The sequence below is a fragment of the Chitinophaga sp. H8 genome (genome assembly GCF_040567655.1).
Lineage (GTDB): Bacteria > Bacteroidota > Bacteroidia > Chitinophagales > Chitinophagaceae > Chitinophaga > Chitinophaga defluvii.
On record NZ_JBEXAC010000001.1, the window covers coordinates 921,969 to 944,810 of the forward strand.

15 protein-coding genes are annotated in these 22,842 nt (G+C 45.2%); 12 read left to right on the forward strand and 3 right to left on the reverse strand.

Annotation, left to right across the window (positions count from 1 at the left end; translation table 11 throughout):
• Window positions 1-10 precede the first annotated feature (10 nt).
• A complete protein-coding gene (locus ABR189_RS03585) occupies window positions 11-838 on the reverse strand; it encodes a phytanoyl-CoA dioxygenase family protein (protein ID WP_354659070.1) in 828 nt (275 codons plus the stop codon).
• A gap of 23 nt (window positions 839-861) precedes the next feature.
• Window positions 862-2,286 carry a glucoamylase family protein gene (locus ABR189_RS03590; protein WP_354659071.1) on the reverse strand — a complete coding sequence of 475 codons (1,425 nt, stop codon included), beginning with the start codon at window positions 2,284-2,286 and terminating at the stop codon, window positions 862-864.
• Window positions 2,287-2,473: 187 nt separating this feature from the next.
• Here ABR189_RS03590 and ABR189_RS03595 point away from each other — a divergent pair, with 187 nt between their 5' ends.
• The 12 genes from ABR189_RS03595 (at window position 2,474) to ABR189_RS03650 (ending at window position 22,082) form a co-directional block, all read left to right on the forward strand.
• Entirely contained in the window at window positions 2,474-3,352 is an 879-nt protein-coding gene (locus ABR189_RS03595) for an AraC family transcriptional regulator (protein ID WP_354659072.1), read from the forward strand.
• A gap of 301 nt (window positions 3,353-3,653) precedes the next feature.
• Window positions 3,654-4,280 (forward strand): RNA polymerase sigma factor, encoded by a 627-nt coding sequence (locus ABR189_RS03600; RefSeq protein ID WP_354659073.1) that lies wholly within the window; start codon window positions 3,654-3,656, stop codon window positions 4,278-4,280.
• Window positions 4,281-4,401: 121 nt separating this feature from the next.
• Window positions 4,402-5,571 carry a FecR family protein gene (locus tag ABR189_RS03605; protein WP_354659074.1) on the forward strand — a complete coding sequence of 390 codons (1,170 nt, stop codon included), beginning with the start codon at window positions 4,402-4,404 and terminating at the stop codon, window positions 5,569-5,571.
• A 359-nt stretch (window positions 5,572-5,930) separates the two neighbouring features.
• Entirely contained in the window at window positions 5,931-9,263 is a 3,333-nt protein-coding gene (locus ABR189_RS03610; RefSeq protein ID WP_354659075.1) for a TonB-dependent receptor, read from the forward strand.
• Window positions 9,264-9,276: 13 nt separating this feature from the next.
• On the forward strand, window positions 9,277-11,088 hold the full coding sequence (locus ABR189_RS03615; protein WP_354659076.1) for a RagB/SusD family nutrient uptake outer membrane protein: 1,812 nt from the start codon (window positions 9,277-9,279) through the stop codon (window positions 11,086-11,088).
• A 26-nt stretch (window positions 11,089-11,114) separates the two neighbouring features.
• Window positions 11,115-12,392: a hypothetical protein gene (locus tag ABR189_RS03620; protein WP_354659077.1), complete on the forward strand. Its 1,278-nt coding sequence runs from the start codon at window positions 11,115-11,117 to the stop codon at window positions 12,390-12,392.
• 76 nt (window positions 12,393-12,468) lie between these two features.
• Window positions 12,469-13,791 (forward strand): hypothetical protein, encoded by a 1,323-nt coding sequence (locus tag ABR189_RS03625; protein ID WP_354659078.1) that lies wholly within the window; start codon window positions 12,469-12,471, stop codon window positions 13,789-13,791.
• A 60-nt stretch (window positions 13,792-13,851) separates the two neighbouring features.
• Window positions 13,852-16,383, forward strand: coding sequence for a family 78 glycoside hydrolase catalytic domain (locus ABR189_RS03630; RefSeq protein WP_354659079.1), 2,532 nt, complete (start codon window positions 13,852-13,854; stop codon window positions 16,381-16,383).
• Entirely contained in the window at window positions 16,380-17,783 is a 1,404-nt protein-coding gene (locus tag ABR189_RS03635) for a sialate O-acetylesterase (RefSeq protein WP_354659080.1), read from the forward strand. Before ABR189_RS03630 ends, ABR189_RS03635 begins: the two co-directional genes overlap by 4 nt.
• A 21-nt stretch (window positions 17,784-17,804) precedes the next feature.
• Window positions 17,805-19,112 carry an alpha/beta hydrolase family protein gene (locus tag ABR189_RS03640; protein ID WP_354659081.1) on the forward strand — a complete coding sequence of 436 codons (1,308 nt, stop codon included), beginning with the start codon at window positions 17,805-17,807 and terminating at the stop codon, window positions 19,110-19,112.
• A gap of 89 nt (window positions 19,113-19,201) precedes the next feature.
• Window positions 19,202-20,401: a hypothetical protein gene (locus tag ABR189_RS03645; protein WP_354659082.1), complete on the forward strand. Its 1,200-nt coding sequence runs from the start codon at window positions 19,202-19,204 to the stop codon at window positions 20,399-20,401.
• A gap of 214 nt (window positions 20,402-20,615) precedes the next feature.
• The gene (locus ABR189_RS03650) at window positions 20,616-22,082 is read left to right on the forward strand and encodes an aminoacyl-histidine dipeptidase (protein WP_354659083.1); all 1,467 of its coding nucleotides are present in this window, start codon (window positions 20,616-20,618) and stop codon (window positions 22,080-22,082) included.
• Here the strand turns inward: ABR189_RS03650 and ABR189_RS03655 are convergent.
• A complete protein-coding gene (locus ABR189_RS03655) occupies window positions 22,079-22,717 on the reverse strand; it encodes an RNA polymerase sigma-70 factor (protein ID WP_354659084.1) in 639 nt (212 codons plus the stop codon). The genes ABR189_RS03650 and ABR189_RS03655 overlap by 4 nt on opposite strands.
• Between the last annotated feature and the right edge of the window lie 125 nt (window positions 22,718-22,842).

Consider the following 22,842-nt stretch of genomic DNA (forward strand, 5'->3'; position numbering starts at 1 on the left):
AACTAAGTATCTATTTCAATGCTTCATCTTTTTCTTTATCAAGGAAGCTGGCATTGTCAGATAAACTTTCTGCCTCCCATTCCAGTAAGGCTTCATCCGGTACCATTTTTATAGGGATGGTACTTGATTGGGATGGCTCATTATACGGCACATTATCTGCCCTGTTGTATACAGCGATCAATGACCAGCGGGCCAGGTCAGACTCATTGGCTTCCGAACGATGCAGGAGGTTGGGATGAAAGAACAAGGCATCTCCGGCTTTTAGTTCTACATATATCAATGGCATCGTTTTCAGCGCCAGTGATACATAATGCATAGCAGCACCTACCTGCTCCCCGGCAAATCCATGTTCTATACGACCCATTTTATGAGTGCCCCTGATTACCTGCAGACATCCGTTTTCTTTATTGGCATCGGTAATGGCCACCATGACAGACAGCATCTGATCTGGAAATAAAAACTCATTTTTATACCAGTAACCATAATCCTGATGCCATTCCCAGGCGCCGCCCACCTTAGGCTCTTTCTGCATGAGTTTACTATGAAAATGACAAACAGCACTGGTACCTTCCATCAATTCATGGGCTGATGCTACCATCCGGTTACTCTTGGTCAGTAAGCCATAGGCATCATTCCCTGGTGTATACCACAAGGTAAGCTTTGTTTTTTTTCCGGACTGATCATTCAGGTCAAACGCATGCTGCCGCATTATCCCATCTGCAAAAGCAATTTCCTGCAGCTTTTGCACTTCCGCAACGTTTAGGTAACCCTTTACAATGATGTACCCGTCTCTGTGGTAGTCAGCTATCTGACTGGCGGTTAACTGAAAGTTTGCCATAATAAGTAGTGTTTATGATACTTTTATTTTATCCATGGACTTTGAAAACCTAGCTTTTTCATTCCCTGCTGAATGTCCGGGATTTTCATGAAAAGTTTCCAGAGTAATCCGGTGCGATAATTCTCTAGCATTACTATAATAGGTCCTTGGTCAATAGCGAGATGAGATGGCGCATACCAGTTATAATGAAGGCTGAACCCATCAATAAAACCATATTTACTCCATAATTTATCTCCCATTTCTTCATAAAAATAACGCAATGCCTGCATACTTTCCTTAGGGGTATATGGCATAGAAGAAATGGCTGCAGTAGGTTGAATTACGCCAAGGTCGGTATCCGGGCAATGGGCGGCATAACCTTTATGGCTGTCGCCGGCAGTAAGTCCCCAGCATTGTTCACTATATCCTTTATATTTTTTGGGATTCTCTATGCAGTAAGCCCGGTTGATGAGTGTATGATTACGTGCCTGTTCCATATAGTCAATCCCAAGGGAATCTTTTAAGCCATTGGGGTCTATGCCCTGGAAAGTATATTGTTCAAAGAACAAAGGGCCACCTTTGTCAAAATTTCCAAGTGGTAATTTGTAGCCATAATAGGTGTTGCCATTCCTGAATCCCTTGCTGCCTGCCCAGGAGCCATTGTATACTTCTTTTGAGATGCCGTGGCGGGGAGATGCCGCTGCCATAATATAGGTGATCAGACATTCATTCCACCCCCAAACCGGGAAGTTCATATCAAAACCATTGTTGGGACTCCAGTGCCAGAAGAGGGTGTCTTGATTGTTGGTGAACCAGTTCCAGTTGGCGGCTCCCCACATCTGGTCTACCCGTTTACGCAGGTATTTTTCACGGGGAGTATCATTCGTGAAATATTCCCGTGCACAAAGAAAGCCCATAAGGAGGTAAGATGTTTCCACAATATCAGCGGCATCATCCAGCCGGTCAAACCGGATGGTTTTGCCGGTACGGCCATCCATGAAGTGTGGATAAATGCCATGATAACAATCGGCATTAATCAGAAAGTCTGCGATCTGGATCAGCCTTTTTACCGCAGTATCCCTGCCTATCCAACCTCTTTCTACAGCCACAATAGTACCCATGATACCAAAACCTGTTCCACCGATAGCACCGGCATCCGGACCAAATTTTGTTTTGCTGAAATTAGGCTCGCCCCACGCTTCATTGATGTAATCCCAGTAGTGTTCTGCCAGTACGGTATTACTCCGCTCCAATGCCAGCCCGCTTACCGGATGTGCACCATGCCAGAAGTACCGGAAGGTTTGTTTTTGTACCGTTTCCAGCAACGCTTCATCGCTGAGCCCTTTAATTACTCCCACAGGTGCAATAGCGTTGGGATAAGTATGAGTGGCCGCTTGTTTTTTAGGTTGCGCCAACGCAAGCATACTATAAATAATAATAGCCCCGGTAACGAGTCCGCATCGAATCATAATTGAAAACTTTTATTGATGTATTTATATGTTTAATGAGTTGATGTTGGCAGTCTGTGATGTGGTATGACAAAGCTAACTGTCGGAGTAAAGTAAAACCACCATTTTAACCGATGAATCCTATACTTTAATAGCAAAATATGAGGGATATATGCTAACTTAAGAACATGATAGAATCATTTAGAGGATGAAGCCGGCGTTGGAACATTTACCTAAAGAACAGGACCATTCTTTTGTGGTCAGGGACTTTGATTACAACTACTATCCAACGCCCTGGCACTATCACCCGGAATATGAAATTGTACTGGTAACAGAGAGCACCGGGAAACGTTTTGTAGGAGATAATATAGCCGATTTTCAGCCCGGTAATCTGGCATTTTTAGGGCCTAATATTCCACACTATTACAGGAATGATGATAAATACCTGGAAGAAGGAGCTACCCTGAGGGCCCGTTCTATTGTCATCCATTTTTCTGAAGCCTCCCTGGGACAAGATTTTCTGCAGTTACCGGAAGCGGCCCGGCTGAATAAACTATTTGAACGGTCTTTATGCGGCCTGGACGTCCTGGATACCACTAACCGGAAAGTCAGTAAAAAACTGCATGATATCGTGGGACTGTCGGGCTTAAGACGTTGGATCTGCCTGGTAGAGATATTACTGGATATGGCCGAGTCAAAAACGCTGGTGCCCATTACGAAATCTCCCCATATTGGTTATAATGAAAAAGAATCCGGCCGGCTGTGTAATGTATTAGACTGGATAGTGACCAACTTTGAAAATGATATCCGCTTGTCGGAAGCCGCGAAAGTGGCAGAGATGAATGAAAACGCCTTTTCCCGTTTTTTTTCATTGCGTACCAGGAAAACCTTCTCAGGGTTTGTCCAGGAGTTACGTTTGCAGAAGGCGGCTAAACTATTGGTAGAAAGTGAGCTGTCCGTTACTGAGGTCTGCTACGCCTGCGGCTATAATAATATTTCGAATTTCAACCGGCAGTTCCTGCATCATTATCAAATGAATCCGCTCCGGTATAAGCGGTTTTTTCTGGAGGGGAAGCGCCCTGTATAATTTACGGTACCTGGAATAGTTGCTTTAACCTGTTCCCGTAAATCCCGCATTTTGCCCATAATTTCCTTATCTTAACAATTTTATAAGAAAAAGTTCATTTTAACCGTGACGTTTTGAGCGATGCGGGATCATATAATGAGTAGCGGTTCCACGTAAGCATGTAAACGGATGCATAAAAGGTGTCCGGTGCATGCACGCAGGCGGAATAATTCCGGAATAATTTGGAGGAAAGACCACTGCACAATGGAATCAACGCTGAACAGATACTGGATAAGATTATATTAATAGCTAATGTTTTGAGATGCCAGATGCCTGCTTGCTGTTGCCTGTAACCAATCATGTTGAAATGCTTTCTTCAGGCATGGATAGTGTTCCTTTTTCTGAAAAGGAACTATTGATGCTTGTGGCAGAAGGAGATGAGAGGGCGTTTTATACTTTTTACAAGAAGTACGCTCCGAAACTTCGTGCATATGTTTGGAAAACCACCCAGTCAGAAGCAGATACAGAAGATATCCTGCAAACCAGTTTCATGCGTATCTGGCTTTCCAGAGATAAAATCCCCGCTATTGATAATATACAGGCCTGGATTTATACCATTACTGCCAAAATTTGCCTGCAGCATTTCCGGAAAAAAAAGAACGAACAGAAGAAGTTGGAAAAGGGGATTGAATTGCGGGATAATAATGTGAGTACGCCATTTGATTTTCTGCAACTCGAAGAAATAAAAAGAGCAATAGGGAGTGTGTTACAGCGCATGTCCCCACAAAGAAAAACCATTTACCGCATGAACCGGGAAGAAGGTAGAAAACCTGCGGAAATAGCCAGGGTATTATCTATGCCGGTGGGTACCGTAAAGAACCATTTATCTGCTGCCAATAAGGAGATCCGTGAATCTCTTTTCCCCGGAGGCATGATATCTTCTCTATAATCATTACTTGCTTCTCTTTTTTTACAGAAATATTTGTTTTGCCTGTGACGTTTTTGAAGTTGCGGGATCATATAATAAATACAAACCCTGATTGCCTGCAGCGGCAACAATAAAATACTATATGGACCAACAAAGAATATCTTATTTGTTAGAACGAGAACTGGAAGGAACGCTTACCGCGAAGGAACTCCAGGAGCTGGAAGAATTGAAGGTCCATGAAGATAGTGAACTGATAGAAAGACTGATGGCCGAACTGATAGCCCGGGAAGCGGAACAGCCCCGGTATATCAGCGATGCTATGGAGGATGCTGCTTTTGAAAAGATCATCAGTGTGGATGCAGTGCATGAGGATGGTACTACTACTGCGCCCCGGATACGTTTTCTTCGTAGCGGATGGCTGCGGGCGGCTGCGGCGGTGGTTTTGATCTTAGGTACCGGCGCTTATTTCCTGATGAGGAAAACAACGCATGAAGCACCTGTTGTGGTGCGTCAACCCAATACCCAGCCCAATAACAAAGCTACATTGACGCTGGCAGACGGGGCTACTATCACATTGGATAGTGCAGGCAACCAGGTGATCCGCCAGGGGAATGTTGCGGTACATCAGCATAACGGACAACTCCAATATACATTGGAAGGAAATGAAACTACCCTTAGTTATAATACACTCACCGTACCACGTGGTACACAGTATAAGCTGGCCCTGCCGGATGGTACAACGGTGTGGCTCAATGCTGCTTCCAGATTGCGCTATCCCACCGCATTTGTTGGAAAGGAAAGGGTAGTGGAACTGGAAGGACAAGGATACTTTGAAATAGCACAACATGCCAATCAACCATTTAAAGTAAAAGCTAATGGGGTAGAAGTACAGGTGCTAGGTACCCACTTTGATGTCATGGCTTATAGTGATGAAAGCAGTGTCAATACTACTTTGCTGGAGGGAGCGGTTAATATTGTAAAAGGCGGGCAGCAACAACGGCTGAAGCCCGGACAGCAGGCAATCCTGGATAATAAAACAGATCAGCTGTCTGTACAGCAGGCGGATATTGATATGGTTTCTGCCTGGAGGACCGACTTTTTTGAGCTGGATGGTACAGACCTGTCTACCATCTTAAGACAACTTGCCAGGTGGTATGATGTGGAAATCGTGTATAAAGCTAATGTCCGCTCAGAGGCTTTAAGCGGGCGCATCAGCCGTAATCTGCGCCTGCAGGATGTGTTACAGGCACTGGCAGGAAATGAAGTGCAATTCAAGGTAGAAGGGAAGCAGGTGATCGTGTTACCCAGATAATCTTTCAAAGCAATTAATAATACACCGGATAATTCCACGAACAGCGCCCCTGTAGGAGGAGGGGCAGGCGTAAATGACGCACATGACCAAAGCAACCAAAATATAAGCATATACAATCGTATACACCTGTTGCAGGATGCCAATAAAAAAACCAGGAGTGCGTCCAACACCCCTGGCTATAGTCTGGCAAGTTCCTGTTTAATCAATCCATCGATTATTTAAGAATCACCAAACCTTATAAAAGTATGCAATTTGACTTTACCAGCAAAGTTCTGTGCCGGGCAGAACGCTTATCGGCCAAACTAAGCGCGAGCACATTTGCGGATGTATCAGAGAACCGAAGAAAAATACTGCGGATTATGAGAATGATTTCAGTTTTCATGCTTATCGCCTGTATGCATGTAAGTGCTACCGGCTTATCCCAGGAGATCACCCTCTCCGTAAAAAACGAACCACTGAAGAGTGTCTTTAAAAAGATTTCCAAACAGGCCAATATTTCCATCCTGTATAATGACAGTGATCTGAAAAGCGCTTCTCCTGTAAGTATGGACGTCAGAAAAGCACGCCTGGAACAAGTGCTGGATGAATGCCTGAAAGGATATCCCCTGGAATATACTATGGGAAACGGTATCATCAGGATCCGGAAAAAGAAATACACAATACCGCCTTCACTTTCAGGAAACGTGGCACTGGCGGAAGTGGCTGCCACCATTACCGGTAAGGTAACGGATGCGGCAGGTAAACCCCTGCCCGGTGCAACGGTTGTGGTGAAAGGAACACAGGTAAGTACCTCTACCGATGGAGAGGGGGCGTTTAAACTGACCGTGACCGGAGGGCAGGATGCCGAACTGATTATTTCTTTTATTGGCTATAAAACACAAACCATCCGGATAGGTAGCCAGCAAACCATTAATGTGGTGATGGAAGAAGCGGTGTCCGGACTGAATGATATCGTTGTAGTGGGATATGGTACCGTTAGAAAGAAAGACGTGACCGGTGCGCTCTCTACCATCAAATCAGACGACCTGGCCAAAGTGCCTGTTTCTTCTGTAACCAATGCCCTGGTAGGTAAGCTGCCCGGTTTGATTGCGATGCAGGCCAGCGGACAGCCAGGTGCGGATGCTTCCAGCCTGAACATCCGTGGTTTCGGTAATGCCCTGATCATCGTGGATGGGGTAGAAGCCAACTTCCAGAATATTGATGCCAGCCAGATTGAAGATGTAACCATCCTTAAAGATGGCTCTGCTTCCATTTATGGCTCCAGGGCTGGTAACGGGGTGGTACTGATCACCACCAAAAGAGGGAAGGTAGGCAAACCGGTGATCACAGTAAATGCGACCACCACGTTACAACGTCCTACCTATTTCCAGAAAATGCTTTCTTCCGGCCAGTATACTACCCTGGTATCAGAAGAATATCTGCAATCCGGACAACCTGCCAACGGCGTGCCTTATACGAAAGAGCAGATCGCTAAATATTATGCAGCTACAGAACCCGGATACTATAACACTAACTGGCAAAGCCTGATTGTACGCGATTGGGCACCTATGCAGAATTATAATGCATCTATCCGCGGTGGTAGTGAAAAGATCAGATACTACGCTTTTCTGGGTACACTCAATCAGGGCTCTTTCTGGAAAAGCAACGGCGGCGACTATAAACGCTACAACTTCCAGTCAAATGTGGACGCAAATATCCTGGATAACCTGACGATGAGCATTACCATGTCCAGTATCGTAGACCGGATCAATTCCACCAACAGACCTCAGAATGGCGGTGGTTACCTGTTTGCCGACCTGTACAATAATAAACCCATGTACCCTGCCAGCCTGCCTGATCCATCTAAAATCCCTTATAGCGGTTCTGCTACAGGTGGTGCATTGGTGCAGTCAAACAGAGACCTGGGCGGATACTCCGATGAGCATTTCCAGACGCTTAACCAAACCGCTTCTCTCACCTATGATGTTAAAGAGGTAAAAGGACTTTCCTTAAAAGCTTTTGGCAACTATATACAGATAAACGATAACCAAAAATCCTACGCTAGACCAGTAGACCTGTACACTTATAACATTGATACAAAAGAATACACATTAGCTTCTCAGTATAATTCCAATACACAACTGACACAACAGAAATCTGTGTCCACTACCTTAACCGGACAGTTTTCTGTGAATTACAACCGCACGATCAACGAGGACCACCAGATAAATGCCATGGCCCTGTATGAAGTGTATACCTTGAAGACCGATTTTATTTCTGCGGGAAGGGCCAACTTCACTTTCCCCACACTGGATCAGATGTTTGCAGGTAGCCTGAGTACCGTGAGCAATAATGGCTCTGCCAGTGAAATGAGCCGTACCAGTTATGTAGGCCGTTTAAACTATGGATACAAAGGAAAGTACCTGTTGGGCGCTATCCTTCGTGCAGATGCTTCTGCTAAATTCCCGGCTGATTCCAGATGGGGATATTTCCCTAGTGTATCGCTCGGCTGGCGCTTGAATGAAGAAAACTTCATGAAAAAATACAATAACCTGGATGAGTTGAAGCTGCGTGCCAGCTACGGTGCTTCCGGAAATGATGGTATCGGTAATTTCCAATACCTGGCAGGTTATGGTGCTACTTTAATGCCTGCATTGTGGGGTGGCACACCAGTGATGGGTATTGCGCCACTGGGTATGGCCAATCCTACTTTGTCATGGGAAAGAATCACCATCTATAATATTGGATTGGACTATTCCTTTTTTAACCGGGCATTATACGGGGAAGCAGAAGTGTTTTACCGTAAAAGAGATGGTATGCCTGCAAAGAAGACAGTAAGCCTGCCCTCCAGCTTTGGTGCGGAACTGCCTTTGGAAAACCTGAACAGCCAGAACAATAGGGGCTTTGAATTGAAGGTAGGTACCATGGGAGCCAGCAGAGACTGGAAATGGGATGTGAGCGCTAATATTTCCTGGCAGAGAGCTAAGTGGGGACACGTGGAAGAAATTACTTACACTGATCCTGACTCAAAAAGATTGTACCAGTTATCCGGTCAATGGGTAGACCGTACCATGGGATATATATCTGATGGGTTGTTTACCAGCCAGGACCAGATAGATAAACTGGGATTCACCTATCCCGGCAACCCGGTATTGAAAATGGGAGATGTACGTTATGTGGATAATAACAAGGATGGTGTGCTGGACTGGAAAGATCAGATAGAGATCGGTAAAGGACAGGTGCCGCAATGGATGGGTGGTTTGAATATCAACCTCACCTACAAGAATTTTGACCTGTCTGCATTGGTGCAAGGTGCATTTGGATATTACAAACTGGTAACATTAGGTTCCTTTACAAAAACTTTCTTCGACAACCGTTGGACTGAAGAAACGAATGATGGCAGTGCACTCATTCCCCGCCTGGGCGGAACAGGAACCAATGGCCTGTTGTCTGGTCGCAACTACCGGAAAGCAGACTATGCAAGATTAAAAACCTTCGCTATCGGATATACCTTACCTAAAGCATTGCTGCAAAGAATCAATTTACAGAATGTCAGGTTTTATGTGGGTGGTAGTAACCTGTTTACCATTTCCGGACTGAATAAGTTTAACATCGATCCGGAATCTCCTTTCTCCGTTCAGGATGGTCAGCCTACCACTTCTTATTACCCGCAGATGAAAACGATCATGCTGGGTGTAAACATCTCATTATAAAAATTGCATGAACATGAAAAGAATAGCGATCCTTTTCTTATCAGGAGTGCTTCTGTCTACTTCCTGTCAAAAAGATATATTGAATAAACAACCTTTAGATAGAATTGCAGATAATATTGTGTGGAAGGACATCAAGGCTATTCAGGCAAACCTGGCTGGTAGCTACAGTATGATGAGTGTGCTGGAAAATGAAACACCGGATAAATATATCGGTATCAGGCCTGGTGTGGGATGGACCCTGGAAGCACAGGTGGGCGTAACCCTGATCAATAATATTACGGATGAAGCTACCTGGGGCATGTACCCGCAATGGAGCAATTTCAGAAGCAGCGGGATTACCATTAACGGTGGATTACTGGAGTGGTGGGAAAATGCCTATATCATTTTGCGTCAGCTGAATGATTTTATTGAAAAAGTACCACAATCACCCATCGATGAAGAATCGAAAAAGAGCTTACTGGCAGAAGCCCGTTTTTTAAGAGCTTTTAATTACTTCTCTATGGTGAAACGTTATGGTGGCGTGCCATTGATTTTAAATGCACAATCCATTAATGAGCCATATGAAAAGTTGTATCCCAAAAGGAATTCTGAAAAGGAGCTGTATGATTTTGTGATCAGTGAAATGGATGCGGTTTATAACGATCTCCCGCCTAAAGCAATTTCCGGACGGGCCTCCAAATATGCGGCGCTTACCTTAAAATCACGTGCTGCATTATATGCGGGCAGTATTGCAGAGTATGGTACAGTACAGCTGGGTGGACTACTGGGTATCCCTGCCGGGGAAGCAAAGGCATACTACCAGAAAAGTTATGATGCCTCCAAAATCATCATTGATGATGGGGTAAACAGCCTTTATAATGTAGATGCCAATAAAGCCAAAAACTTCAGAGATCTCTTCCTGGCAAAAAACAGTGTGGAAGCCATATTTGTAGTGGCCCACAATGACAAGGATATGATTTCTGCGGGTGGTAACGGCTGGTATTACGACTTCATGCAGGGGCCTATGCCTAACGCATGGTACAATGGTAACCAGAACATGCCCTATTTATCATTTATTGCTTCCACCTATGAAAAGGCGGATGGTACCCTGCCCGACCTGAGCGAGGCTACTTTAACAGGGAAGCTGTGGAATGATAATGAGATCTGGGCCGGTATGGAACCCCGTTTTTACGCTACTATCTATACAAATGGTACTACCTGGCTGGGAGCACCGATCGACTGGCATAAGGCTTTAAAAGTGAATGGCCAGTACCTGACGGATCCTAACGGTGCTTACCAGGGGGTGCCACATATAGGGCTGCAAGGACAAAAATCAGGTCCGTTTACCAGCTTTGGTGTGCTGAAATACCTGGATGAGAAACACAATAACATGGTGTACGATTTCGCGTCCAGCCAGGACTGGATGGTATTCCGTTTTGCAGAAGTGCTATTGAACCATGCAGAGGCTGCTTTCAAGCTGAACAAACCTGATGAAGCGCTTGCAGCAGTGAATGCTATCCGCAGCAGGGCAGGTGTTCAGACCAGAACTGCTATTACTTTCCCATTGATTCAAAAGGAAAGGAAAGCAGAGCTGGCTTTTGAAGGACATCGCTACTGGGATGTAAGACGCTGGAGGATTGCTACCACTGAGCTGACTAAACGCCAAACCGGTTTAAGATATGTCCGCGACTTCGCTTCCGGTAAACTGGAGCTGGAGATATTACAGAATGTAGATGGGGGTGCAAATGTGAAGCCGGTATTTGAATCGTTCAATTACTATTTACCAATCACTAATGCCAGAACCCAGCAAAATCCTAACCTGGTGGAAAACCCTGGATACAAGTAACGATTGGCTGACCTAATTAATTAAAAATGAAGAAGTACTATATACTATGCATATTACCACTGATCTGGGTGGGGTTGATATCCTTTGTTATTAATAATGACCCGCCCGCCAAAAGAGGGGGAGCTGAAAAGCTCCCCTCAAAGGGCACCATTCCCAGATTGGCATGGTACAGTGTGCCCGCTAAGGAAACTAATTTACAGCGGTACGAAGAGTTGAAAGAAGCGGGTATTACCATTAACTTTTCTTTTTTTCAGTCCATGGCAGATGCAGAACAGTCATTGAACATGGCACAAAAGGTAGGGATAAAAGTAGTGCTGTCCTGTCCGGAATTAAGAACGGAACCGGAAAAAACGGTGAAGAAGTTTATGAACCATCCTGCCATCGCCGGCTATTTTCTGCGGGATGAACCTTCCAGAAGTGAATTTGCTGACCTGGCTAAATGGGCCAAAAGAGTACAGTCGGTAGACGATAAACATTTCTGTTACGTTAATACACTGCCTATCTATGCAGAAAACTGGCAGTTTGAAACAGCCACGGAACAGGATACACTAACTTCCCTGACTTACCGGGAATACCTGAAAACGTTTATCAAAGAGGTGCCTATGCAATTTATCAGCTATGATGCCTATTGTATCATCGGGGATAGTCTGCGAGCCAACTACTATGAAAACCTGGAAATTATGGCGGATGAATGTAAACAGGTGGGCAAGGATTTCTGGGCATTCGGGCTTACTACCGGCTCTTCTTTACCGGTAAATTTCCCTCCTCCTACATTAGCCGAATTACGTTTACAAATTTATAGTATCCTGGCCTATGGCGCCCAGGGTGTCCAATACTTTACCTACTGGACACCAGGTCCGGAGGAAAATAACGTATGGGATTTTTATAAAGGCCCTATCGGATTGGATGGTAAACGCACTGTCACTTATGATAGACTCAAACAAATGAATGAAGAGGTGAAGAACCTGTCCGGTGTGTTTTATGGCTCCAAAGTGCTTTCTGTACGCCATACCGGTGAAGCCACACCAAAAGGTACTCGGCGCCTGAGTAAGCTGCCGGAGGGGATCAAAGTACTGGACACCAATGGGGCAAGTGCCGCTGTATCTACCCTGCAGAATGGCAAAAACACCTTTGTGGTAGTGGTGAACAGCAGCTTTAAGAAAAGCATGCAGCTGACCATCTTTGGGGATGAAAACCTGAAAAAGGTATTGAAGGATGGCACGGTAGTACCTGCCAGCTTTTATACCAGTACCATGGAGGTAGAACCGGGTGATGCTGCCATCTATATGATTCCGGAAAAATAATGCTCAAATAATGCTGGTCCCGCCTGCTGCTTAGTTATATGTATCAACGATTTTTAACTAATTAATCCTGATCATTATGTCTAAATATAAAACAGCCTTAACAGCTTTTGTCATTTGCATAATTGCAATGGCTTGTACCAAAAACAACCTGTTGCTGAAGGAGAAGATGGAAGGTGCGGGGATAGACAGAACAGCTGCATCAATGCTTAACATATTGAGTTTAGATACCGCTAATATTTCGATAGGCGTTTTCTGGCCTCCAACCTGGGACTATGTTAATGATCTGCAGTTCCAGCGGCTTGGCAGAACAGGTGTAGATATGTTGCAGTACGTTATTACCTATACGGAAAGCCAGAACCTCACCATACTGGGTAAATGTGCGGCTAATAATCTGAAGGCAATCATTTTTGATGCCAGGGTGTACGGGTCGGATACCGATATCTCCGATATGGTGAATGCTTACCACACCAATCCAGGTTTGGGCGGATATTACATCAAAGATGAACCGTTTCCGGATACCCTGAATTGGGCAGCCAGGATATACAATAAAATATTATCCTATGACGCTGTACACCTACCGCATGTAAATTTGTTACCTAGTATTGCGAGCGTTTTTGCGGGGGTGAATTATGAAACAGACTATATGCAGCGGTGGGTCAATACCGTGGGTAGTGCTAATCTGAAGTACCTGGCTACGGATATTTATCCATTCCAGGCTAGTGGGGCATTTGATAACAGGTATTATCCTGAGCTTGATCGGTTAAGAAGGGTAGCATTGGCCAATTCTAATATAAAAACCTCTGCTTACCTGCAGTCAATTGGGATCCCGGGGGCTTACCGGCGGCCTAATGCCAACGAGCTTACCTACAATGTGTATTCTATGTTGGCATATGGGGTTAAATATCCGGTATGGTTTACGTATTTTACTCCCCCGAACAGCGTTTCTGAAACATTTACAAATGCGATTATAACGCCAACGGGAGATACCACAGACCTGTATAATCCTTTTGTACAGTTAAACAAGGAGATGAAGAACCTGGGAAAGCGCCTGGCAAAACTGGCAGTGTATGATGTGTATCATACAGGGCCTAATACGCCAAGCGGTGTGGCTACACTGCCGGGTGATTACTTCCTGCAACCTGTGAACGCGAATAACGATTTGTTGATCACCAGGTGTAAAAACTGGTATGAAGGAAGCGGAAGGAATTATGCCATGATCGTTAATAAATCACTTACACAGAGTAAGACGATTACTTTTAATGTGGCAGGATGGATCACTTATATGGGAGAAATTTCCAAAACAAATGGTACGGAGAGTGCAGTGGCAATCCCGGGCTGGCAGGTTACACTGACTTTTGCTCCCGGAGAGGGCCGTTTGTTCTGTTTTAATCCTTACTAAGCACATATGGATATTTAAGCAGGCGTGGACTAGCTAAATGTATTTTTAAGCAGGTATTATATGAATAATTGGAAGAAATCAGGATGGATATTGATTTTTTGCTGGGGTGTTGGCATCGGCAGTGCACGGGGTCAGGGAACAGCGATGAATATTAATACTGGCAGGGAAGACCCATGGACGGCAGCATGGATCGGAGATGCCAGGACAACACCTACCGTGGATTCATTGATGTATGAAGATGATCCGGCACCCATATTCAGGAAAGAATTTGTAGCAGACCAAACCATCAGGTCTGCTACACTTTATATTACTGCGGCGGGATATTACAGCGCTACTATTAACGGGAAAACGCTGGCGGATAACTATTGTGATCCTGCCTGGACGGATTTCAGGAAGCGGGTGTATTATACCACCTATGATATTAAAGAACAGTTGCAGCAGGGAAAGAACTGTATCAGCGTGATGCTGGGTAATGGCTTTTATAATTCCCTGCCCATGAAATTCTGGGGACAATATAACCTGCGGGAAGCGTTGGCTACAGGCAGGCCAATGTTTACCGCAAAAATCAAAATAGTATACACAAACGGGCAAACCGCTGAAGTAGTGACCAATAATAGTTGGAAGTATGCTACAGGGCCTGTTATGCGTAATAATGTGTACCTGGGCGAAGTATATGATGCCCGCAAAGAGGTAAAGGGAAATGCACTGCCCGGCTTTAATGATACCCAGTGGAAGGCTGCTGTGGAGAAAGAAGGCCCGGGTGGAAAATTACAGGCTGCATTTTTTGAACCGATACAGGTCATTGATGTAAAACATCCTGTGAAAATAACGGAAGCGCCTAAAGGCACCTACGTAGTGGATATGGGCGTTAACTTTACCGGCACCTTCAAAATTAAATTGTATGGTAAGGAAGGAGATACGGTCAGGTTCCGTTTTGGTGAAAGAATCTATGATAATAACACCCTGAACCCGATGACTGCGGTGGCTGGCCAGATCAAGAAAAAGGGCAGGGGTGGCCCCGGAGCGCCTGCATTGGCGGCACAGGGCGGCATGTACATCTTCGGAAAGGAAGGTGTGGTAGAATACAGCCCGGTGTTTTCCTATAGGGTATACCGGTACATGGAAATCACAGGACTCCGCAATGCACCGGATCCGAAAGATATTGAAGGCCTGGCATTGAGTTCCAATGTAGACCGGAAAAATAGTTTTACTACTTCCAATAGCCTGATCAACTCCATTCAGCAGATGATCAGCCGCACTTTCCTGAGCAACCTGATGAGTGTACAGTCAGATTGCCCGGGACGGGAAAAGTTCAGCTACGCGGGAGATATGAAAGCTACCAGCGAAGCTTTCATTTACAACTACCAGATGCAGTCCTTTTATAAGAAAACATTGTACGACTGGGTAGATGCTTACCAGGATTCTGTATTTGTTGATGCGGCTCCCTATGTAGGCTTAAAATACTGCGGCCTCAACTGGGAATCTGCCATTTTTGATTTACAGGAGTTCCTGTATCAATATTATGGAGATACTGCCCTGATACGGGAATTATACGATTTTAACCTGCAATGGATGGACAAGGCGGCTCGTATCCATCCTTCCGGTATAGTGGACAAAGGGCTGAGCGATCATGAATCCCTGGTCAATGTACCCGTGCAGTTAATGGGTACCGCTGCTTATCTCAAAGCAGCACAGGTGATGAAGGACTTTTCTGCTATCCTGCATCAGAAGGACAATGAACAACGTTTTGCTGCATTGGAAGAAAAGATCCGGCACAGCTTAAGGGATATGTACTGGTCGGGGAACGCTCCCGGTGATCTGATCGACAGGCAATCAAGGGAGGCCTCCATGATATATATCAATACCCTCCCCGAAAAAGAGAAGGAAGCAGCTATCATAAGGCTCAACAACACAAAAGAAGCGTTTAACAAACAGACCTATTATGCATTGCTGTTATCCTGCAATATCATTCCGGAAAAAGATAAAAAGAAGGTGGTAAACCTATTGCTGAAAGCTGTAGATGAGGCTCCGGCTGGGCACCTCACCACCGGTATTTTTGGAACCAGGTATGTACTGGAAGCACTTTCCATGTATGGACATGCAGATAAGGTATTTGATATCGTAAACAGTACCGCATATCCGGGATGGGGTTTTATGGTAAAAAGAGGGGCCACCACACAATGGGAAACCTGGAAGGAAAGTGATGATGTTTATTCCAACTGTCATCCGATGTTTGGTTCTGTATCCGGATGGTTTTATAAATGGCTGGCAGGGGTCCGGCCGGTTACACCCGGTTTTAAGCAGTTTATGATTGCTCCTGTATTACCCGCTGGTCTCTCTCAGGTGAGATGTAATTATGAGTCGCCCCAGGGTACCATTGTGGCCAATTGGGATAAGAAAGGCAATACCAGCACCTTTAATATCACAGTACCGGCTGGCAGCGTAGGTACTTTCCAGTTGCCCGCTAAGTATGCCCGCAAATTGCAGGTAAAACAGGTGAATACGGGTAACACTTTTTCTCCGGTAGTAAATAAGGAGGGGATTTACAAATTTGAGCTCAAAGCAGGAACCTATATAATAACATCCGCATGAAAAGAATTATAGTTGTAATACTGACGGCATTTTCTACCGCGCTGTATGCACAGGATATGCCTATCAAATTGCCTTCCATTATCAGTGATCATGCTGTATTACAGCAATCGGCAGACGTGAAATTATGGGGATGGGGGCCGGCTACCAAGAAAATAAAGATTGTGGCCAGCTGGGCGCCACAGGATACGGTGAGAGCACTGGTAGCAGATGAGTGTACCTGGTCGGCGGCAATACGTACGCCTAAAGCAGGTGGGCCATATACCATCCAGTTTATCAATGGTACCAATGTAGTGACCATCCAGGATATTTTAATCGGAGAAGTGTGGTTATGCGGGGGACAATCCAATATGGCTTTGTCTTGCAGTGCAGATATCCTCGATGGCGGTGATGCACTGAAAGCGCCACGCAATAATGAAATGCGTTTTTTTGTACCGGAGTTTGTATATGATACCAATCTGAGGTCTGATTGTAAAGGCCAGTGGGTAGTATGCCAGCCGGAAACAATGGCCTGGTTCAGTGCAGTGGGCTATTTCTTTGGCAATACGCTGCAAAAACAACTACATGTGCCTATGGGCATGATTGGTGCGTATATGGGGGCTACCCGTATTCAACCCTGGATGCCTAAGTACGCTATAGAAAACGATGCAGAGCTGGCCAGGGTAAGCAAAAATATTGGTGCTTCCTGGGTGCCGCAGGGTACTTCTGTCTTATATAATGGTATGATTCATCCGCTGGCACCTTATACACTGTCTGGCGTAATCTGGTATCAGGGTGAAACAAATGCCTGCGTAGATCAGGAAGCAAGAGTTTATGGAAAAATGCTGAGAGGAATGATCAATGGCTGGCGTACTGCATTTAAAAAGGAAATGCCTTTTTATATCGTGCAGATTGCACCTTTTGACGGCTATTATCCTAAAGATGCGGCGGCATACCTGCGGGAACAGCAGGAAACGGCATTGGTACTGCCCAATACCGGTGTAATTACCATTGGTGACCTGGTTGATTCACTGAAAGATATTCACCCGAGATTGAAAGCAGGTGTAGGCAAACGCCTGGCAAATGTGGTGCTGAAAGAACAATACGGCGTGGAAACCCTGCAACCCTATTCTCCCCGTTTCGCTAAGATGGAAATTAATAAACAAACCGCGGTGATTTATACGGCTGCCGTGGGCAAGCTCGCCAGCAACAATAAAGAGATTATCAACTTTGAAATAGCAGGGAAAGACAAAGTATTCCACCCTGCGCAGGCGAGGATTGAAAAGAATGGTAATATTTCTGTTACTTCCAGGGTAGTGCCTGAACCAGTGGCGGTACGTTACTGTTTTTCCAATGCTGCGATGCCTAATATATTTGATGTAAATGGTTTGCCACTGATGCCATTCAGAACAGATAAGTGGTAAACTGCTTTTAAGTTCCTTAATATGAGATGTACAAGAATATATGGCGTAGCAGTATTGCTTATGGTACTCCAATGGAGCGGGGTAATAGCACAAACAACCCGGAGCCTGGAGATAGATCCTTCATATGCGGTTACCGCTGGACGCATTTACCGTACGGTTATTAAAAACCCTGCCTATAAATTTGAACATGCCAACTACTCCATTTTTATACCGGATGGCGTGCCATACATCAAAGGAATTCTGATACATCAGCATGGCTGTACGATGGAAGGTACAGGCGCCGCTACTGCACATGATCTGCAATACCAGGCTTTTGCCAGGAAATGGCACCTCGCAGTAATAGGCCCCGATCTGTATCCGCAAAAAGGTTCCAGTTGCGGAGATTGGATCAGCCCGGAGGATGGCTCGGGGGCAGCGCTCCTGGATGCGCTACGGAATTTTGCAGGACTCACAGACCATCCGGAACTGAATAACGTTCCCTGGTTACTGTGGGGCCATTCCGGTGGTGGACATTGGGTGCTTAAAATGATGGGGGCCTATCCTTCCCGTATTATGGGCGCTTTTTGCTACTCTGCGGCATTTGATCCTAACATCGCCTATCCTCCTGAAACGGGGAAGATACCGGTGATACTCCGGCATGCAGGGGCTGAGGATGTGATTGATTGCTGGCCCACTGCCACACATGCTTTTCTGAAATTCAGGGCATTGAATAGTTTTGCCAGCCTGGCCTATACACCGGGGCAAACACATAACCTCAGCTATGTGCGTTATATGGCGATCCCTTTCTTTGAGGCCGTACTGGCACAACGACTGCCCGAACAAGGCTCGTCCCTGTTGAAAGATATGGATACTACCCGCGCCTGGTTAGGCGATACACTGACCAACCAGGTGTATAAGTTAACAGCATATAAAAAAAGCCGGGAAGGCATGTGCCTGTTGCCTGATGCTACTACTGCTGCCACATGGAAAGAATATGTGACTACCGGTACGGTAGCAGATAAAACGCCACCTCCTGCACCGGTGGCGTTGAAAATGTACGCAGGCACTGCCGACACTGCCTATCTCACCTGGCAGGTATACGGGGATGTAGAATCTCCTATCAAATACTTTAATGTGTATAGAAACAAACAACTGATTGGCCGTTTTCCGGAGTCGGGCGAATACCAGACGTTTGATCTCAATGGTGATAATGCCATCCCGGTGATCTTGCCGGAGAGCAGGTTTTTGATCAGTACACCTGTGAAAAAATCAGACAGCTTTGCTGTTACTGCGGTCAACCAGTTTAACCTGGAATCTTCCCGGACAACAATAAATAACCGCAAAAAGTAAATGGTACCGTATTAGCTGCTATTTTTGTAGCATTGAATGGCAGGATACTCATATTGTTTGTATGGTTAACTTGTACCGCAACGGCTGTAATGGCACAGGCGGACAAATGGACAGGCATCTGGCGGACGTCTGTAAAGCCATGGCCCCAATCCTCAGTTATTAACTTTGAATGGCATATCGGCGACCCGGTACAAGGAGTCTTATATCCTGCTGTCTTAAAATTGCAATACGGAGAATTTACAGGTATCTATGAAATGCTGCTGGCAAAGAAAAATGAGCATCAGCTGGGAATAGGCCGCAATAAATATCCTGTAAAGGAAACACCTTATAAACTGGGACCCTGGATGTGGTACCTCAATGGTACCCTGGACTATCAGGATACACGGATATCCGTAAACCGGATGTGGATAGACCGGTTTAATATATGGATGTACGGCCTTTATGATGAAGATGAAATTTATGTACACTCAAAAGTCACCTTGCGCGATGTGTTATACAGGGATGCCCTCTCACTGACAAGATCAGGTAATAAACCACTTCCGGATTCCAGCCTGCAAAGAATACTACGCCAGGATAGTATCAACATATATTTTGGTATGTATGAGCGTATTGTAACGAAAGATAGTATCATTCCTCTGCTACTGGAAGACCAGGAAAAATACGATAAAGACACCGTTACCCTCTTACATAATGGCAAACCATTGTTTACCCGGGAACAGATCAATGATCAGAACCGGCAGTTGAGTGTGCCACTCGATACCGGCCGGAATCTCTTTGTTTTCTTTGCCGACAATTATGGCGGGCTGCCACCTAATACGGGCTTCTTGAAGTCTACGATTAACAACAAGCCTTACGGTTTTGATTTCAGTGACCGCCCTAACGGGTATGCTACTTTCCTGGTCGCAAATATTTATCGCGCTCCGGCGGGGAATGATACAGTGATCAGCAACATTATCCAGCGTACTTCCATTCCCGTTGCCACTATTCCGGTGAATACACGGGATGTCATATTAGCCCTCAGAGATGCCAGGATACAGGATGCGGATAGTATTTCCCTTTGTTTGAACGGCGAATGGATAGCCAGGGGATTTCCTGTTAAAAGTGCCGTACAGACAATTGCTATCAGGTTAAAAAAGGGGGAGAATATACTATTATTTACAGCAGATAATCTCGGATCAATTCCTCCCAATACAGCAGAACTACAGATCAGGTATGGCCGGAAAACAAAAACACTGAACCTCAGTACGGATATGCGCAGGAACAATGAAATCCGGTTGATCCTGGAATAATTAATCTTCCAGCAGGATCTTAATGAACCGGGAATCCTGTTTGATCAGTTGATACATCCGGGTAAGCATCGGCATCTGCCAGGAAGTTTTGTCAGTTTGGAATGATTGCTATTACTTTGACGAAGATAATAAGTCATTACTGATTGTGGATACTATAGTACAGGAAACACTTATTATCACTGCAAATGATGACCAACATTTAATAAATAATGGTATGGAACTAAAAGACTTGGCCCCACAGCAGCTGTGGAAACATTTTGCCGCTTTGAATGCGGTGCCCAGGGCTTCCAAAAAGGAAGAACAGGTGATTGGTTTTGTAATGGACTTTGGTAAAAGCTTAGGCCTGGAAACAAAAAAAGATGCTATCGGCAATGTGGTGATTAAGAAGCCGGCTACCCCAGGAATGGAAAACCGTCAGACGGTGATATTACAATCCCATCTGGATATGGTGCACCAGAAAAACGGGGATACTGTATTTGATTTTAATACACAGGGAATTGAGATGTATGTGGACGGCGACTGGGTAAAAGCAAAAGGCACCACGCTGGGAGCGGATAATGGGATTGGGGTAGCTGCTATTATGACGATATTATCAGATAAGACGCTGCAGCACCCTGCTATTGAAGCCATGTTTACAATAGATGAAGAAACCGGAATGACGGGCGCTAAAGAACTGGACCCGGCCAATTTCTCGGGTACCATTCTCCTGAACCTGGATACAGAAGAGGAGGATGAACTGACCATCGGATGTGCCGGAGGATTGGATACCAATACAAGTGGACAATACACAGAAGTACCGGTGGGGGATGGATTTGTTTCTTTTGAGCTGAAGCTTAGCGGACTGATGGGTGGGCATTCCGGCATGGATATCCATAAAGGAAGAGGCAATGCGAATAAGCTCATGAACAGGTGCCTGTATAAGGCGGTGCAATCTTTTGATATACAGCTGGCCAGCCTCGATGGGGGCAGTCTCCGGAATGCTATACCCAGAGAATCCGTGGCACAGGTGATCATACCGGAAAAAGACCAGGCCGCGTTTGCCGCTTTTGTAAAAACATTTATGGCTACCCTCGAAGAAGAGTATAAGACAATTGAGCCAGGGCTTAAGCTGGAATTACGTGCTGTTGCTACCCCTGCTAAAGTGATGGAAGCTGGTTATTTCATTAAAATACTGCGTGCTATCTATGCTGCGCCTAATGGCGTATTCCGGATGAGCCCTGATATAGATGACCTGGTAGAAGCCTCTACTAACCTGGCAAAGGTGATTGTTAAAGAGGGCGTTTTTGTTACACAGTCCCTTCAGCGGAGCAGTGTGGAAAGTACCAAGGAAGATGTGGCGAATGGGGTGAAAGCAGCATTTGAAAATATCGGGTGCGAAGTAGTACAGGGAGGGGATTATCCCGGATGGAAACCAGATGCAGATTCCGCAGTATTAAGATTGTTGCTGGATTTGTATAAGGACCATTTTAAACATACTCCTAAAGTGGGGGCTTGTCATGCGGGCCTGGAATGTGGGATCCTGGGCGCTCACTTTGCGGGAGGACTGGATATGATCTCGTTTGGTCCTACTATTCATGGGGCACATTCTCCGGATGAGCGGGTACAAATATCTTCCGTGGGCAGGTTCTATGACTATTTGCTGCATATACTCCGGGAGATACCGGTGAAAGCAAATGCTTAGCTTAATGCCCAAAATAACAGGATAAGCCCGAGATTGTATTCATGCAATTCGTTTTTTAATACCAGCAACGCCCTGCTGATATGTTTCTCTACCGTTTTTGCGGAGATATTCATGCGTACTGCAATTTCCTTGTAGGTAATCCCTTCAAAACGGCTTAGCCGGAAGGCCTCCTGGCACTGCGGCGGCAGGGTGTTGATAATATCCATGATTTTAGCTTCCAGGCTTTTAGCATCCAGGTAATCAGGCACTTCATTTTCGGTACAACCCTCGGATAAGGCTTTCAGTTTTGCAGTATGCATATTGCGGTGATAGCTGCTGCGAAGCTCATGAAGTACTTTATTGCGCAGGGTGGCAAAGAGCCATGCAGCAATATTCCCACTCACGTCCAGGCTATGCCTTTTATGCCAGCAGTTGATGAAAACATCCTGTACCAGCTCTTCCACAATTGTTTCTGTAGGAATCCGCTTATAGGCCTTATTACATAAGTAGCTATAGTAACGGTAGTACAATGTTTCATATGCACGCTCATCATCGGCTTGGATCCGCTTCAGGAGATCATGGTCTGTATATGCCTGGTATGGTATTATAGCAATAGATTTTAGTCTGAATAAAGTAACTGTATTTGCTTCCCGCAAACTAAAAGTATCGTCTTTACAGGATATTTCTGAGTATCGTGCCCGATATTTTTTGAATCATGGTTATTTGATATTTCCTGATCTTTTTTTAACATTTTAGAAAAAAGCCAGGAATGGGGTGGGGG

What these genes read in the sequence shown, in the direction of transcription:
- ABR189_RS03585 (WP_354659070.1), bottom strand. Translation starts at nt 838, where the DNA reads ATGGCAAACTTTCAGTTAACCGCCAGTCAGATAGCTGACTACCACAGA.
- ABR189_RS03590 (WP_354659071.1), bottom strand. Translation starts at nt 2,286, where the DNA reads ATGATTCGATGCGGACTCGTTACCGGGGCTATTATTATTTATAGTATG.
- ABR189_RS03595 (WP_354659072.1), top strand. Translation starts at nt 2,474, where the DNA reads ATGAAGCCGGCGTTGGAACATTTACCTAAAGAACAGGACCATTCTTTT.
- ABR189_RS03600 (WP_354659073.1), top strand. Translation starts at nt 3,654, where the DNA reads ATGCCAGATGCCTGCTTGCTGTTGCCTGTAACCAATCATGTTGAAATG.
- ABR189_RS03605 (WP_354659074.1), top strand. Translation starts at nt 4,402, where the DNA reads ATGGACCAACAAAGAATATCTTATTTGTTAGAACGAGAACTGGAAGGA.
- ABR189_RS03610 (WP_354659075.1), top strand. Translation starts at nt 5,931, where the DNA reads ATGAGAATGATTTCAGTTTTCATGCTTATCGCCTGTATGCATGTAAGT.
- ABR189_RS03615 (WP_354659076.1), top strand. Translation starts at nt 9,277, where the DNA reads ATGAAAAGAATAGCGATCCTTTTCTTATCAGGAGTGCTTCTGTCTACT.
- ABR189_RS03620 (WP_354659077.1), top strand. Translation starts at nt 11,115, where the DNA reads ATGAAGAAGTACTATATACTATGCATATTACCACTGATCTGGGTGGGG.
- ABR189_RS03625 (WP_354659078.1), top strand. Translation starts at nt 12,469, where the DNA reads ATGTCTAAATATAAAACAGCCTTAACAGCTTTTGTCATTTGCATAATT.
- ABR189_RS03630 (WP_354659079.1), top strand. Translation starts at nt 13,852, where the DNA reads ATGAATAATTGGAAGAAATCAGGATGGATATTGATTTTTTGCTGGGGT.
- ABR189_RS03635 (WP_354659080.1), top strand. Translation starts at nt 16,380, where the DNA reads ATGAAAAGAATTATAGTTGTAATACTGACGGCATTTTCTACCGCGCTG.
- ABR189_RS03640 (WP_354659081.1), top strand. Translation starts at nt 17,805, where the DNA reads ATGAGATGTACAAGAATATATGGCGTAGCAGTATTGCTTATGGTACTC.
- ABR189_RS03645 (WP_354659082.1), top strand. Translation starts at nt 19,202, where the DNA reads ATGGCACAGGCGGACAAATGGACAGGCATCTGGCGGACGTCTGTAAAG.
- ABR189_RS03650 (WP_354659083.1), top strand. Translation starts at nt 20,616, where the DNA reads ATGGAACTAAAAGACTTGGCCCCACAGCAGCTGTGGAAACATTTTGCC.